Here is a 15,443-nt window from a genome sequence, read left to right on the forward strand (position 1 = left end):
CCCCGGCCACCCCTGAGCACCCAGCGTGCCACCCGGGACCCGGCCGCGTCTCAAGGAGCCGCATATTGGCGGCCGTTGACAGGGCCGCCGGAGTCCGGGGAATCTGTGCAAGGGGAGCAGGAGAGCGCTCTCCCGACGTACGGAGGGGGCAGGCATGGGCGGGGCGGGCACGGGCGGGGCCGACGGCGACAAGGCCGGGACGGACAGGACCGGCATGGACAGGGCGGGCGTGACCGACGAGGAGATCGGCCATCTGCTGGAGAAGCTGGATCTCGGCCAGAAGGTGCGTCTGCTGACGGGCGCGAGCACCTGGCGTACGCACGCGGAACCGGCCATCGGGCTGCGGGCGCTCACCTTCTCCGACGGGCCGGCGGGGGTGCGGGGCGAAGCCTGGGACGAACGGGACACCTCACTCGTCCTGCCCTCGCCCACCGCGCTCGCCGCCGCCTGGGACGACGAACTGGTCGCGGAGCTGGGCGGGCTGCTCGCCGCCGAGGCCCGGCGCAAGGGCGTGGACGTCCTGCTCGCGCCCACCCTCAATCTGCACCGGTCACCGCTGGGCGGGCGGCACTTCGAGTGCTTCTCCGAGGACCCGCTGCTGACGGGGCGCACCGGCGCCGCGCTGATCGGCGGCGTCCAGTCCGGTGGAGTCGCGACCACCGCCAAGCACTTCGTCGCCAACGACGCGGAGACCGACCGGCTCACCGTGGATGTGCGTGTGGACGAACAGACGCTGCGCGAGGTCTATCTCGCCCCCTTCGAGGCCGCGGTGCGGGCCGGCGTCTGGGCGGTGATGTCCGCGTACAACCAGGTCAATGGCGTCACGATGGCGGCGGCCCCGCTGCTGGAGCGGCCACTCAAGAGCGAGTGGGGCTTCGACGGTCCCGTCGTCTCCGACTGGGGCGCGGTGCGCTCCCTGCTCGACACGGCCCGCGCCGCCCAGGACCTGGCGATGCCGGGCCCCGACGGCCCCTGGGCCGACGGGCTGCGCGCCGCCGTGGAGCGGGGGCTCGTCCCCGTGGAACGGATCGACGACAAGGTACGGCGACTGCTGCGGCTGGCCGACCGGGTGGGCGCCCTGGGCGATCCGCCCCGGGTACGGCGGCCTCCGGCACTGCCGTCCGCCGCGCCGGAGGCCCCGTCGCGCGCGCTGCTGCGCCGGGCGGTCGCCGCCGGCGCCGTCCTGCTGCGCAACGAAGGGGAGTTGCTGCCCCTGGACCCCGCGCGGCTGCGCTCCGTCGCGGTCATCGGGGCACATGCCGCGGCGGTGCGGATCCAGGGCGGCGGCAGCGCGGAGGTGTTCCCCGCCTCGCTGGTCTCGCCGCTCGACGGCATCCGGGCGGCCCTGGGCCCGACCGCCGGGGTGACGTACGCCCCCGGCCTTCCCCCGGGCGCGCTGCCCCGGCCACTGGACCCGCTGCGGGCCGACGGTCCGTCCACCCGCGATCCGGTCAGTGGTGAACCGGGCGTGCTGGTACGGCTGTTGGACGCGGACGGCGTCGAACTCCACGCGGAGCACCGGCTGTCGGGACGGATCGTGGAACCGGCCAGGGTCGCGGGCACGGAGACCGTGGAGATCCGGGCCCTGATCCGGCCCGGCCAGGAAGGCGAGTGGACGCTCGCGGTCGGTGGCTGGGGACCGCTGTCCCTCTCCGTCGCGGGCCGGACCGTGCTGTCCGGCACCTTCCCGCTCGACTCGGACGATCCGACCCGGGTCCATGTCGCCCCGCCGTACCGGTCCGTACGTACCGCGCTGGCCGCCGGGGAGGAGGTGGAGGTGGTCGCCAGACGCGGGCTCGCCCCCGGCACCGGTGTGGCGACGATCCTGGCAGCCGCCCCGCCGCCGGGCGACACCGCGAGGGCGCTCGCCGCGGCCGTCGCCGCGGCCCGGGACGTGGACGCCGCCGTGGTCGTCGTGGGCACCACCGAGGAGAGCGAGTCGGAGGGCCGCGACCGCGACACGCTCGTACTGCCCGACGGCCAGGACGCGTTGGTACGGGCCGTCGTCCGCGCCAATCCCCGTACGGTCGTGATCCTCAACGCGGGCGGCCCCGTCGCCCTCCCCTGGCGCGCGGAGGTACCCGCGCTGCTGCTGGCCTGGTTCCCCGGGCAGGAGGCCGGGGACGGACTGGCCGACGTACTGTTCGGCCGCGCCGAGCCGGGCGGCCGGCTGCCCACCACCTGGGCGGCGGCCGAGGAGGACGTGCCCGTACTGCGCACCCGTCCGGAACGGGGCCGGCTCCCCTACACCGAGGGCCCGTACATCGGGTACCGCGCCTGGCTGCGCTCCGGCGCCTCCCCCGCCCACTGGTTCGGCCACGGCCTGGGCTACACCGAGTGGACGTACGGGGCGATGGAGGCACCGGACGAGGTGATCGCGGGCCGGCCCTTCGACGTACGGGTACGGCTGCGCAACACGGGCCGCAGGCGGGGCCGCGAGGTGGTCCAGCTCTATCTGACGGGGCCCTCGTCCGCCGGGGACCCGGCGGTGCGGCGGCTCGCCGGATACGCGACGGTCGTCGCGGACCCGGGGGAGGACGTCGTCGCGGCGGTACGGGTGGAGGGCAGGGCGACGGAGCGCTGGTCGGCGGAGCGTCACCGCTGGGAGACCGTACCGGGCGAACTGCTGCTGCACGGTGGCCGGTCGGCCGGAGACCTGCCGCTCAGCGCGGTGATCACGGCGTCCGCGCCACCGGGACGATCGACGGGGACGGCCACGGAGAGCGCTCTCCGCTGATGCTATAAAGGGGGGCATGACGGAAGACCCGAGACCGGCCGGTTCACCCACGCTGGAGGATGTGGCGCGAGCGGCCGGCGTCTCCCGCGCCACGGTCTCACGGGTCGTCAACGGGGTCCGCAATGTCGACCCGGTGATACAGGAGTCGGTACGGCAGGCGGTGGCCGCGACCGGCTACACCCCCAACCGCGCGGCCCGCTCCCTGGTCACCCGTCGTACGGACGCGATCGCCCTGGTGGTCTCGGGCGCGGGGGACGATCCGTCTCCGGAGGCCGAGGCCACCGGCCCCTACCGCGCCGGACCGGCGGGCGCCGGAGGCGGCACGCGGCACGCCGACGAGCCCGGTGGCGGGGCCGGATCCTCCTTCACCGCCGAGGTCTTCGCCGACCCGTTCTTCGGCCGGGTGGTGACGGGGATCGTCAACTACCTCCGGCCGCGCGGGATGTATCCGGTCCTGATGTTCGCCGAGACCTCGCGCGCCCGCGACGAGGTCGTCTCGTATCTCCGTCAGGGCAGCGCCGACGGCGCCCTCGTCGTGTCGACCCATGCCGACGATCCGCTGCCCGGCCTGATCACGGACGCCGGGCTGCCCGCCGTTCTGTACGCGCGCCCCTCCCGGCCGACCCGCATCAGCTATGTCGATCTCGCCCACCAGGACGGCGCGCGGCTGGCCGCCGAACATCTGCTGGCGCGCGGCTGCCGCCGGATCGCCACGATCACCGGTCCGCTGGACGTGCCCGCCGGACAGGACAGGCTGGCGGGTTTCCGCGACACGATGGCGCGCGCGGGACGGCCGTACGTCCCCCTGGCCGAGGGCCGGTTCACCCAGGAGAGCGGGGAGGCGGCCATGACCCGGCTGCTGGCCGAACACCCTGATCTGGACGGTGTGTTCGCGGCGAACGACCTGATGGCGGTGGGTGCCTGCCATGTACTGCGGGAGCACGGCAGACGGGTGCCCGAGGACGTGGCGGTGATCGGGTTCGACGACAGCAGCGCGGCCGTCGCGTGCCGGCCGCCGCTGACCACGGTCCGGCAGCCGGTGGAGGAGATGACGGCGGAGATGGCCCGGCTGCTGCTCGACCGGCTCGCCGGGCCGGACCGTGCGGTGACGTCGGTGATCTTCGAACCGTCGCTGGTGGTACGCGGATCGGCCTGACGTTCCGCGTACGCGCCCCCCTCAGGATCCGGTTCGGCTCAGGCCGCACCCGTCAGGAGCGCTCACCCGAGGTGGCGGACGATGTGGACGCGGAGGAAGCGGGCGGAGGGGAAGCGGACGCGGAGGAAGCGGGCCCTGAGGTAGCAGGCCCGGAGGTAGCAGGCCCGGAGGAAGCGGGCGCCGAGGAAGCGGGCGCCGAGGCGCGTCGCCAGCGCTGTGGGGTCACCACGCCGCCCGGCTCCGCCGGCCCCGCCTGACCGGGAACGCTCGGGCGGCTCCCGCCCCGTGCGAGGAACGCGGCCAGCGGCAGCGTGGCCGCGCCGACCGTGACCGCGTCCGGACCCAGTTCGCCCAGTTCGATCGTGGTACGCGCCGCCGCGTGGCCGAGTGCGTACTGCTCCGCGTGGCGCCGGATCGCGGGCAGCAGCCGCGGCCCGATGAGCAGCCCGGCCCAGCCGCCGAGCAGGATCCGCTCGGGCAGGAACAGATTGATCAGATCGCCGACGGCCGCGCCCAGGCATTCGGCGGTGTCGTCCAGGAGCGAGACGGCCAGCGGGTCGGGCGGGGGGCCTCCGGGCCCGGGGAAGGCCGCGACCAGCAGGGCGGCGAGCGCGGTCTCGTCGTCCGCGTCCTCGGGGAGCGAACCGCCCGCCTCGTCCCAGCGTTCGCGCAGCGCCTCCGCCCCGGCGTACGCCTCCAGACAGCCGATGGAGCCGCAGCGGCAGCGACGGCCGCGCATCCGTACGGTGGTGTGGCCCCATTCGAGGGCGCTGCCCCGGCCGCTCTCCTCGATGAGGGCGCCGCCGTGGATGACGCTCGCGCCGATGCCGGAGCCGATGAGCGCGATGGCGGCGGTGCCCGCTCCCCGGCCGCCGCCGAACCACATCTCGGCCTGGCCGAGGGTCTTGGCGCCGTTGTCGATGAACAGCGGCACTTCGGACGGGACTTCGAGGACGGCACGGAGCAGCTTCTCGAAGGGCACCGCGTGCCAGCCGATGGTGGGGCCGTGGACCGTGGCTCCGGCCGGGCCGCCGCGCTCGATGATGCCGGGGACCCCGATGCCGATGCCGAGGAGCCGCTCGGGGTCGGCCCCGGCGTCGCGCAGCACGTCGGCGACGCCGATACGGACGTGGTTCACGATGCGTTCGACGTCGTAGCCGTGCCGGGCGGGGCCCAGCAGCCGGTCGGTGCGGGCCAGTTCGGTGAGCGACAGATCGAACAGCTCGACGCGGACCCTGGTCTCCCCCAGGTCGATGCCGATGAGCAGGCCGCCGCCGGGGGCGACCCGCAGCAGGGTACGGGGACGGCCGCCGTCGGAATCGACCACGCCGGCTTCTTCCAGGAGGCCCTCGGCGGCCAGTTCCGCAACGACGTTGCTGATGGAACCTGAACTCAGACCGGTGGCGGGTCCGAGCTCCTGGCGGCTCAGCGGACCGTCGAAATACAACCGTTGCACAACCCGGGCACGGTTCCCCCGGCGCAGGTCACGCACCGTCCGTCTGTTGCGTTCTGCCATGGTGCTCCTTCCCTTGACGCAACATACCCCGGTCACAGACCTTGACGCGACCTTCGCTCACCTCTTAAATCACGTCATAAATTAAGTCATGGAGGCCGTTCGACTCTCGAACGCAGCCATCCCCGGAAAGGGGCCACCTCTCATGCGCAAAGTCAGAGCCGCAGCAGCCATCGCCCTCGCCAGTACCCTCACCGCCGTCGCCGGTTGCGGCGGAGGCTCCTCGTCCGACGGCGGCAGCAACGAATCACCGAAGACCCTCACCTACTGGGCGTCCAACCAGGGGCCCAGCATCGAGGCGGACAAGAAGATACTCACCCCCGAACTGAAGAAGTTCGAGAAGGAAACCGGGATCAAGGTCAAGCTGGAAGTGGTCCCCTGGGCCGACCTGCTCAACCGGATCCTCGCCGCCACCACCTCGGGACAGGGCCCCGACGTGCTGAACATCGGCAACACCTGGTCGGCCTCGCTCCAGGCCACCGGCGCGCTGCTGCCGTGGGACCAGAAGAACTTCGACGCGATCGGCGGCCGGGACCGGTTCGTCGACTCGGCGGTCGCCTCGGCCGGCGCGGAGGGCCAGGACCCCTCCGCCGTGCCGCTGTACTCGCTGGCGTACGCGCTCTACTACAACAAGAAGATGTTCGCCGACGCCGGGATCTCACAGCCGCCGGCCACCTGGGACCAGTTGGTCGCCGACGGCAAGAAGATCTCCAAGGACGGCAAGTGGGCGCTCGGCGCCGAGGGCTCCAACCTCTCGAACAACATCCACCAGGTCTTCGCCCTCGGTAAGCAGCACGGGGCGGACTTCTTCGACAAGTCGGGCAAAGCCACCTTCACCTCCGATGGCGCCGTCGCCGCCGTGAAGCAGTACGTCGACTTCATGGCCAAGGACAAGATCATCGCTCCGGGCAACGCGGAGTACGCCCAGAACCAGTCCCTCCAGGACTTCGCCAAGGGCAAGACGGCCATGGTCCTGTGGCAGGCGGCGGCGTCGACCTTCGCCTCCCAGGGCATGAAGCCCGAGGACTGGGGCGTGGCACCGGTACCGGTCGCGTCCGGCACCCCCGGCACCGGCCAGAACCTCAACTCCATGGTCGCCGGCATCAACATCGCGGTGTTCAACAACACCAAGAACATCGACGGCGCCAAGAAGTTCGTGAAGTTCATGACGAGCGACGCCGAGCAGACGCTGCTGAACAAGACCTACGGCTCGGTCCCGCCCGTCAAGGCCGCGCAGCAGGACCCGGCGTTCTCCGCCTCGGACGTGAAGGTCCTGCGCGACACGCTGGCCACCAGCGCCGCGCCGCTCCCGCAGGTCGCGAACGAGTCGCAGTTCGAGACGACCGTCGGTACGGCCGTCAAGGGGCTCTTCGCCGATGCCGCGGCGGGCAAGCCGGTGACCACCGAATCCGTCAAGGCGGCCCTGACCAAGGCCCAGCAGCAGATGACGCAGTGAGGCTCTCCCCATGACCGCCACCGTGACACCCAGCAGTGGGCACAAGGCGGGCAATACGGAGAAGACGGACAGCGGGGGTGCGCGCGGACGACGTTTTCCGCGCATCCCCGACCGGATCCGTCAGGGTGGTCTGCCCTACCTCCTGCTGCTGCCCGCCGTCGTGCTCGAACTGCTCGTCCACATCATCCCGATGGTGATCGGGATCTGGGTGAGCTTCCGGCAGCTCACCCAGTTCTTCATCCGGAACTGGGGCAACTCCCCCTTCGCCGGTCTCGACAACTACAAGATCGCGATCGACTTCGACGCCCCGATCGGTCAGGCGCTGCTCCACTCCTTCCTGGTGACCTGCGCCTTCACCGTGCTCTCGGTCGGGCTGTCCTGGCTGTTCGGTGTGACGGCGGCGATCATGCTCCAGGAGAACTTCCGGGGCCGGAGCATTCTGCGGACGATCTTCCTCGTCCCGTACGCCCTGCCCGTGTACGCGGCGGTGATCACCTGGGCGTTCATGTTCCAGCACGACAACGGCGTCATCAATCACATCCTGTACGACCAGCTCGGCCTCACCGACAAACCGTCGTTCTGGCTGATCGGCAACAACAGCTTCATCGCGCTGGTCGTCGTCTCGCTCTGGAAGTCCTGGCCCTTCGCGTTCCTGATGCTGATGGCCGCCCTCCAGAACATCCCGCGTGATCTCTACGAGGCCGCCTCCATCGACGGAGCGGGCATCTGGCAGCAGATCCGCAAGATCACGCTGCCGTCGCTGCGCCCGGTCAACCAGGTGCTGGTGCTCGTGCTGTTCCTGTGGACGTTCAACGACTTCAACACGCCGTATGTGCTCTTCGGCAAGTCGGCGCCGGAAGCGGCGGATCTGATCTCGATCCACATCTACCAGTCGTCGTTCGTCACCTGGAACTTCGGTTCCGGATCCGCGATGTCCGTCCTGCTGCTGCTCTTCCTGCTGCTGGTCACGGCGGTCTATCTGTTCGTCACCTCCCGGGGAAGGAGGGGCTCGGATGCCTAGGTCTCAGCCCAGGTCTCCCATCGCACCGCCGCGGTCGTTCATCTGGACGCGCCGCGTCGTGCTGACGGTGCTGGCGGCCTTCGCGCTGCTGCCCGTCTATGTGATGGTCAGCAGCTCGCTCAAGCCGCTCCAGGACGTCGCCGGCAAGTTCCAGTGGTTCCCGACGAATCTCACGATCCGCCCGTACTTCGACATCTGGAAGACCGTCCCGCTCGCCAAGTACTTCGTGAACTCGCTGATCGTGGCGGGTTCGGCGACCGTGCTGTCCGTGGTGATCGCGGTGTTCGCCGCGTACGCGGTGAGCCGCTACCGCTTCCGCGGCAAGCGTGTCTTCACCGTCACGGTGCTCTCCACCCAGATGTTCCCCGGCATCCTCTTCCTGCTCCCGCTGTTCCTGATCTTCGTGAACATCGGGAACAGCACGGGTGTCGAGCTCTACGGCTCGCGCGGCGGTCTGATCCTCACCTATCTGACGTTCTCGCTGCCGTTCTCCATCTGGATGCTGATCGGCTACTTCGACTCCATCCCGAGGGAACTGGACGAGGCCGCCATGGTGGACGGCTGCGGACCGATCCGCGCCCTGTTCCGTGTGGTGGTGCCCGCCGCGGTCCCCGGGATCGTCGCCGTCGCCGTCTACGCGTTCATGACGGCGTGGGGCGAAGTCCTCTTCGCCTCCGTCATGACCAACGACACGACCAGGACCCTCGCCGTCGGTCTCCAGGGCTACGCCACCCAGAACGACGTCTACTGGAACCAGATCATGGCCGCCTCACTGGTCGTCAGCGTGCCGGTGGTCGTCGGGTTCCTTCTCCTCCAGCGCTACCTCGTCGCCGGCCTGACCGCGGGCGCCGTGAAGTGACCCCTCCAGAAAGGCAGTCCGTGAACGACCTCAACGCCCTTCCCCACGATTTCACCTGGGGCGTCGCCACCGCCGCGTACCAGATCGAGGGAGCCGTGGCCGAGGACGGCCGTGCCCCCTCCATCTGGGACACGTTCTCGCACACCCCTGGCACGATCGACAACAACGACAACGGCGATGTGGCCTGTGACCACTACCACCGGGTCCCCGAGGACATCGGGCTGATGAAGCGGCTCGGCGTGGACGCGTACCGCTTCTCGCTCGCCTGGCCGCGGATCGTCCCCGGCGGCGACGGACCGGTGAACAAGGCCGGCCTGGACTTCTACGACCGGCTGGTGGACGGCCTGCTGGACGCCGGGATCACGCCGTTCGCCACGCTCTACCACTGGGATCTGCCGCAGGCGCTCCAGGACAGGGGCGGCTGGCCGGTACGGGACACCGCCGAGCACTTCGCGCGGTACGCGTCCGTCGTCGCCGAGCGCCTGGGCGACCGGGTCAAGGACTGGGCGACCCTCAACGAGCCGCTGTGCTCGTCGTGGATCGGGCATCTCGAAGGCACGATGGCGCCGGGGATCACCGATCTCACCGCGGCCGTGCGCACCTCGTTCCATCTCCACCTCGGACACGGTCTGGCGGTGCAGGCGCTCCGCGCGGCCTCCTCGGACGCCCGGGTCGGCATCGTCAACAACCTCAGCCCGATCGAGCCGGCCAGCGACAGCGAGGCCGACCGCGCGGCGGCGGTACGGGCCGACGGCCACACCAACCGCTGGTGGCTCGACCCGATCCACGGCCGCGGCTATCCGCAGGACATGCTGGATCTGTACGGCGTGGAGCTGCCCGCGCGCGCCGGCGATCTGGAGACCATCGCGGCGCCGCTGGACTGGCTGGGGCTGAACTACTACTTCCGCCAGATCGTGCGGGACGACCCGACCGGGGCCGCCCCCTTCGCCCGGCAGGTCGACGTACCGGACGCGCGCCACACCCACATGGGCTGGGAGGTGCACGCCGACGGTCTGGAGCAACTCCTGCTGCGGCTCACCGAGGAGTACGGCGCGCGGCGTCTCTATGTCACCGAGAACGGCGCGGCGTTCCCCGACACCGTCGCGGCGGACGGCACGGTCGACGACCCCGAGCGGGCCCGGTATCTGGACGAGCATCTGGCCGCCTGTGCGCGGGCGGTGGCGAAGGGCGCCCCGCTCGCCGGGTACTTCGCCTGGTCGCTGATGGACAACTTCGAGTGGGCGTACGGCTACGACAAGCGGTTCGGTCTGGTCCATGTGGACTACGAGACGCAGCGGCGCACCATCAAGGGCAGCGGCCACCGCTACGCGGACATCATCCGCGCGGCGAACGCCCGGGGCCGTAAGGCCGCCTGACGCGGAACGTTCCACGGCAACGGCCGGAGCCGCCACCCCTTACCCACGGGGTGGCGGCTCCGGCCGTCACGGACGTACCCGGAGAGGTCAGCCGGGACCGTCGGGCAGCGACGGTTCCGTACCGGTCTGGGCGACCACCGAGGCCGCCACTCGGGAGGCGAGGACGAGCATCTCCTCCACGCGTTCGCGCGGCAGCCCGGCCACTCCGTCGCCGCGGCGCACGCCGTTGGCGGTCAGCCAGGTGAGGACGCCCGCCATGAAGGCGTCGCCCGCGCCGATGGTGTTGACCACCTCGACGGGCACCGCGGGCACGGAGACCGGTTCCGCGGAGCCCGCGTAGGCCGTGCTGCCCTTGGCGCCGCGGGTGAGGATCACGAGCCGGCCCTCCCCCGCCAGCCGCCGGCAGGTCTCGTCGGGGGCGGTGTCCGGCCACAGGCGCGCGAGATCCTCGTCGCTCGCCTTGACGACATGTGCCAGCGCGCACAGCTCACGCAGCCTGCGCACGCTCAGCTCCGGGTCGATGGTCCGGTCCTCGCGCACATTGGGGTCGACCACCAGCAGGGACCGTGCGGCGCCCGCGCGCGCGGTGGCCGCGACCGCCCCGGCCGCCGGTTCGACGACCGCCGCGACCCCGCCCACGTACACCGCGGCGAACCGGTCCACCACCGCGGAGTGGTCCGGCAGCCGGAAGGTCGCGGTGTCCTGGAGATGGAAGTGGTAGCTCGTGCCGTCCGGGCCCGGGTCGGCGACCGCGAGCGTCGTGGGCAGCTCCGAGCGCGCGCACAGGCCCAGTTCCGTACCGGCCGAGACCAGCCGCCGCTCGATCATCCGGGCGAAGCCGTCGCCGCCGAGCGCGCCGGCGAACCAGCTGGGCGTGGCGAGCCTGGCCAGCCCCGCGGCGACATTGGCGGGCGCGCCGCCGGGCTGGGCCCGGTTGAGCTCCGGCTCGTCCGGCACCGGTACGAGGTCGATCAGCGCCTCGCCCATGACCAGAACGGCGCCGGAGCCGACCTCGAGCCCCTCGCTCACGGCTGGACCACGATCTTGCGGCCCTGGCCCGCCTTGAACCGGTCGATCGCCTGCGGGTACTGCTCCAGCGGCAGCCGGTCGCTGATGAAGACCGCGGGGTCGAGAACACCGGTGGCGAAGAGCGCGGCGGCCCGCTCGTAGCTGTGCAGCACCGCCATGGAGCCGGTGATCGTGATCTCCTTGTTGTAGATGCGGTACGGCTCGATGACCGCGGTCGTCGCGTAGTCGGCGACGCCGAACTGGAGGAACGTACCGCCCTTGGCGACCCGGCCGAGGCCGTCCTGGATGGCGCCCGCGCTGCCGGTGGCGTCGATCACGACATCCCAGCCGCCCGGCCGGTCGAACTCGTCCGCCGAGGCAGCGGTGCGCGAGCAGCCGAGCTTGCCGGCGGTCGCCAGCCGCTCCGGGTTGATGTCCAGGACATCGACCCCGGCGGCGCCGGTGCGCTTGGCCAGCTCCAGCATCATCAGGCCCATGGTGCCCGAACCGTAGATCAGCACATCCGCGCCGAGGGTGGAGCGGAGCACGTCGTAACCGCGGACCGCGCAGGACAGCGGCTCGATCAGCGCCGCGTCCTTCACATCGATGTGGTCGGGCAGCTTGACGCAGTTGGCCACCGGCGCGACGGCGAACTCGGCCGCGCCACCGGGCTTGCTGACGCCGATCGCGTTCCACCGGTCGCACAGATTGCCCCGGCCGGAGCGGCAGTACCGGCATTCGTTGCAGTACAGCGACGGGTCGACAGCGACCTTGTCACCCACGGACAGTTCGGTGACCTCGGCACCGATCTCCACGATCTCCCCGGCGAACTCATGGCCGGGCACGATGGGCAGGGTGGGCGCGAACTCACCCTGGAGAATGTGCAGATCGGTACCGCAGATCCCGCACGCGGCGACGGCGACAACCACATCCCGGGGGCCGGGGGTGGGGTCGGGAACCGTCGTGACGGAGACCTTGCCGACGGCTTCGACGATCGCTGCCCTCATTACTTAACAGCTCCAAGAGAAAGGCCCTGGACCAACTTGTCCTGGGCGGCGAAACCTGCGGCGAGAACCGGCAGGGACACAACGACGGACGCGGCGCACAGCTGGGCGAGGAAGAGCCCCTGGCTGGTGACGAAGCCCGTCAGGAATACGGGTGCGGTCTGAGCCGTCACACCGGTGAGCACTCTGGCGAAGAGCAGCTCGTTCCAGCTGAAGATGAAGCAGATCAGCGAGGTCGCCGCGATACCGGGCGCGGCCACCGGTGCCACCACCCGCATCAGCACCGTGGGCAGCCGGGCGCCGTCCACCTGCGCGGCCTCGATGATGGAGACCGGCACATCCGCGAGGAAGGACTGCATCATCCACACCGCGATCGGCAGATTCATCGAGGTGTAGAGGATGACGAGCAGCCAGATGTTGTCCAGCATCCCGACGTTCTTGGCGAAGAGATAGACCGGCAGCAGTCCGGCCACGACGGGCAGCATCTTCGTGGAGAGGAAGAAGAACATCACGTCCGTCCACTTCTCCACCCGCTTGATGGAGAGCGCGTACGCCGCCGGAAGCGCGAGCACCAGCACGAACAGCGTGGAGAACAGCGACGCCGTCAGGGAGTTGATCAGCGGCGGCCAGGGGCTGGCGCCGCCTCCCTCGCCGAAGAACACCCGGTAGCTGTCGAGTGTGAGCGGCGCGCCGATGGACGGCGGGTTGGTCGCCGCGTCCGCCTCCGAGTGGAAGGAGGTCAGCAGCATCCACAGCGCCGGCAGACAGAAGGCGATGCCGACGATCCAGGCCAGCAGCCCGAGTCCGGCGGAGCGCCGCCTGGCCCGCCGGGCGGCGGGGGCGTACTTGTCGACGTGGGGGCGTGATGCCGCGCCGGCGTTCGGTACGGAGAGTGTGCTCATGCCCGGTTCGCCTCCTCACTGAAGAGGGACGAGACGACGCGCAGGGCGAAGGTCGCGATCACGATGGTGCCGATCACGACGACGACTCCGGCGGCCGAGGCCAGTCCGTACTCGTGAGCCTGGTAGAAGGTCTGGTAGATGGTGTACGGGAGGTTCGCGGTGCCGAGCCCGCCCGAGGTGAGCGTGAACACCGCGTCGAAGTTCTGCACGATGTAGATCGACCCGAGCAGGACGCCCAGTTCCAGATAGCGGCGCAGATGCGGCACCGTCAGGAAGCGGAACATCTGCCAGCCCGTCGCGCCGTCCAGCTTCGCGGCCTCCATGATCTCGGCGGGCCTGCTCTGCAGCCCGGCGAGCAGGATGAGCATCATGAACGGCGTCCACTGCCAGATCAGGGATGCCTCGACCGCCAGCAGCGGCATGTCGGAGATCCAGTCGGGCTGGGCGGGGCCGGAGACTCCGAAGAGTCCGGTGAACCACGCCCAACCGCCGTTCAGCAGGCCGTACTCGGGGTTGTAGAGCACGTGCTTCCACAGCAGCGCGGCCGATACGGGCACCAGCAGGAACGGCGTGATGAGCAGCGTACGGACGAAGCCGCGCCCGATGAACTTACGGTCGAGCAGCAGGGCCAGCAGCAGTCCGAGGACCACGCTGACGATCACCACGGTCGCGGTGAGCAGCACGGTGGTGAAGACCGACTCGCGCAGGCTCGCGTCCGTGAAGACGGAGCCGTAGTTGGAGAGCCCGGCGAAACTGCGGTCGTCGGGGGCGAGCGAGTTCCAGTCGAAGAGTGAGATCACCAGCGTCGCCACGAACGGCAGCTGGGTGACCGCGATCAGGAAGATCAGGGCGGGCAGCAACGGGGCACGGGTGGCCCAGGCGCGGGCCCGGCCCGAGGCCCCCCGGCCGGCGCGCCCGGGCGCCGAGGGGCGCTTGGCACCGGCCGGGGAGAGTGGGGGGGTGCTGACGGAGGTACTCACTTCTGGTCCTTGCCTACCTTCTCGGCGAGCGCCTGCGAGTTCTTGAGCGCCTCGGCGACCGACTTCTTGCCGGCGATGGCCGCGCTGATCTCCTGCGAGACCTTGGTGCCGAGGTCCGTGAACTCGGGGATGTCGACGAACTGGATGCCGACCGTCGGCCGCGGCTGGGTGCCCGGGTCACGCGGGTTGGCGTTGGCGATGGCCTGCTTGGTGACATCGGCGAAGGCCGCCGCGTCCTTCAGGTAGTCCGGGTTGGCATACGTGGAGGCGCGCTTGCCGGCGGGCACGTTGGACCAGCCGATCTTCTCGCCGACGAGGTTCTCGTACTCCTTGCTGGACGCCCAGGAGATGAACTTCCACGCGTTCTCGGTCTTGGCGGACGCCTTCTGCATGCCCCAGGCCCAGGTGTACAGCCAGCCGGAGCTGTCCGTCTTGTCGACCGGCGCGGGTACGTAGCCGATCTTGCCCTTGACCGGGGATCCCTTGGCCTCCAGCGAGCCGGCGCCGGCGGTGGCGTCGTACCACATGGCCGACTTGCCCTGCGTCATGTTGTTCAGGCACTCGGCGTAGCCGGCCTGGGGCGCGCCCGCCTCACCGTGCTTGCGTACCAGGTCGACATAGAACTGGGTGGCCTTGGTGAACTCCGGGGAGGTGAGCTGCGCCTCCCAGTCCTTGGTGAACCAGGTGCCGCCCATGGTGTTGACGACGGTGGTGAGCGGGGCGATGACCTCGCCCCAGCCGGGCAGCCCGCGCAGACAGATGCCCTTCATGCCCGGCTCCGCGCCGTCCGCCTTGGCGGCGAGGTCGGCGACCTGCTGCCAGGTGGGCTTCGCCGGCATCGTCAGTTTCTTCGCCTCGAAGACGTCCTTGCGGTACATCAGGAAGGACGACTCGCCGTAGAAGGGCTGGCCGTAGAGCTTGCCGTCCTCCGCGGTGAGGGACTCCTGGAGGGGCTTGAGGATGTCGCCCTGGTCGAATGCCTTGTCCTTGGCGGTGTACTCGTCGAGCGAGTGCAGCCAGCCGTTCTTCGCGAAGAAGGGCACCTCGAAGTTGCTGATGGTGGCGACGTCGTACTGGCCGGCCTGGTTGGAGAAGTCCTGGGTGATCTTGTCGCGGACGTCGTTCTCCGGGAGCACCGTGAAGTTGACCTTGATCCCGGTGTCCTTGGTGAAGTTGTCCGCGGTCAGCTTCTGCAACTCGACCATCTGCGGGTTGTTCACCATGAGCACGTTGAGGGTGTCACCCCCGCCGGACGAAGAGGCGCCGCCCGCGCCGCTGCACCCCGCGAGAAGGGCCACCAGGGCCGCGCTCGCACCCACACGCACGCGGAAGTCGCGTCGTCGTTGCTGGAGGGGCATGAGATTTCTCCTGATCATCGTTACGAGAGGGGTTTCGGGACGGCTCTGCCCCGCCTCCGGACCGGGGAACGGA

At 70.4% G+C, this 15,443-nt stretch carries 11 protein-coding genes and 1 pseudogene; 6 read left to right on the forward strand and 6 right to left on the reverse strand.

Going from position 1 to position 15,443, the window contains the following annotated elements:
• Positions 1-214 precede the first annotated feature (214 nt).
• Both ACIOGX_RS22475 and ACIOGX_RS22480 read left to right on the forward strand, forming a co-directional pair.
• Positions 215-2,737, forward strand: a complete 2,523-nt coding sequence (locus ACIOGX_RS22475; protein ID WP_401915902.1) for a glycoside hydrolase family 3 C-terminal domain-containing protein — start codon at positions 215-217, stop codon at positions 2,735-2,737.
• A gap of 16 nt (positions 2,738-2,753) precedes the next feature.
• A complete protein-coding gene (locus ACIOGX_RS22480) occupies positions 2,754-3,893 on the forward strand; it encodes a LacI family DNA-binding transcriptional regulator (protein WP_383970931.1) in 1,140 nt (379 codons plus the stop codon).
• 232 nt (positions 3,894-4,125) lie between these two features.
• Here ACIOGX_RS22480 and ACIOGX_RS22485 read toward each other — a convergent pair.
• Positions 4,126-5,409 (reverse strand): annotated as a pseudogene (locus ACIOGX_RS22485) (ROK family protein); the annotation flags it as partial.
• Between the two features lie 142 nt (positions 5,410-5,551).
• Here ACIOGX_RS22485 and ACIOGX_RS22490 point away from each other — a divergent pair.
• Genes ACIOGX_RS22490 through ACIOGX_RS22505 form a run of 4 tightly spaced genes read left to right on the forward strand, consistent with a single transcriptional unit; the run spans position 5,552 to position 10,118 of the window.
• Positions 5,552-6,862 (forward strand): sugar ABC transporter substrate-binding protein, encoded by a 1,311-nt coding sequence (locus tag ACIOGX_RS22490; protein ID WP_356507902.1) that lies wholly within the window; start codon positions 5,552-5,554, stop codon positions 6,860-6,862.
• A 10-nt stretch (positions 6,863-6,872) separates the two neighbouring features.
• Positions 6,873-7,883: a carbohydrate ABC transporter permease gene (locus ACIOGX_RS22495; protein WP_401915572.1), complete on the forward strand. Its 1,011-nt coding sequence runs from the start codon at positions 6,873-6,875 to the stop codon at positions 7,881-7,883.
• A complete protein-coding gene (locus ACIOGX_RS22500) occupies positions 7,876-8,742 on the forward strand; it encodes a carbohydrate ABC transporter permease (protein WP_356507906.1) in 867 nt (288 codons plus the stop codon). Before ACIOGX_RS22495 ends, ACIOGX_RS22500 begins: the two co-directional genes overlap by 8 nt.
• Positions 8,743-8,762: 20 nt before the next feature.
• The gene (locus tag ACIOGX_RS22505) at positions 8,763-10,118 is read left to right on the forward strand and encodes a GH1 family beta-glucosidase (protein ID WP_401761749.1); all 1,356 of its coding nucleotides are present in this window, start codon (positions 8,763-8,765) and stop codon (positions 10,116-10,118) included.
• Between the two features lie 87 nt (positions 10,119-10,205).
• Here the strand turns inward: ACIOGX_RS22505 and ACIOGX_RS22510 are convergent, their stop codons facing one another.
• The 5 genes from ACIOGX_RS22510 to ACIOGX_RS22530 are packed head-to-tail and all read right to left on the reverse strand — an operon-like array spanning position 10,206 to position 15,370.
• On the reverse strand, positions 10,206-11,147 hold the full coding sequence (locus ACIOGX_RS22510; protein WP_401761751.1) for a PfkB family carbohydrate kinase: 942 nt from the start codon (positions 11,145-11,147) through the stop codon (positions 10,206-10,208).
• Positions 11,144-12,133 carry a zinc-dependent alcohol dehydrogenase family protein gene (locus ACIOGX_RS22515; protein WP_356507912.1) on the reverse strand — a complete coding sequence of 330 codons (990 nt, stop codon included), beginning with the start codon at positions 12,131-12,133 and terminating at the stop codon, positions 11,144-11,146. The genes ACIOGX_RS22510 and ACIOGX_RS22515 overlap by 4 nt, the downstream gene beginning before the upstream one ends.
• On the reverse strand, positions 12,133-13,032 hold the full coding sequence (locus ACIOGX_RS22520; RefSeq protein ID WP_356507914.1) for a carbohydrate ABC transporter permease: 900 nt from the start codon (positions 13,030-13,032) through the stop codon (positions 12,133-12,135). The genes ACIOGX_RS22515 and ACIOGX_RS22520 overlap by 1 nt, the downstream gene beginning before the upstream one ends.
• Complete coding sequence (locus ACIOGX_RS22525; protein ID WP_356507916.1) at positions 13,029-14,012, reverse strand: sugar ABC transporter permease; 984 nt, start codon at positions 14,010-14,012, stop codon at positions 13,029-13,031. The genes ACIOGX_RS22520 and ACIOGX_RS22525 overlap by 4 nt, the downstream gene beginning before the upstream one ends.
• Entirely contained in the window at positions 14,009-15,370 is a 1,362-nt protein-coding gene (locus ACIOGX_RS22530) for an ABC transporter substrate-binding protein (protein ID WP_401915579.1), read from the reverse strand. The genes ACIOGX_RS22525 and ACIOGX_RS22530 overlap by 4 nt, the downstream gene beginning before the upstream one ends.
• Positions 15,371-15,443 lie beyond the last annotated feature (73 nt).

It is taken from the genome of Streptomyces sp. NPDC088147, assembly GCF_044741565.1.
In the GTDB taxonomy this organism is placed as follows: domain Bacteria; phylum Actinomycetota; class Actinomycetes; order Streptomycetales; family Streptomycetaceae; genus Streptomyces.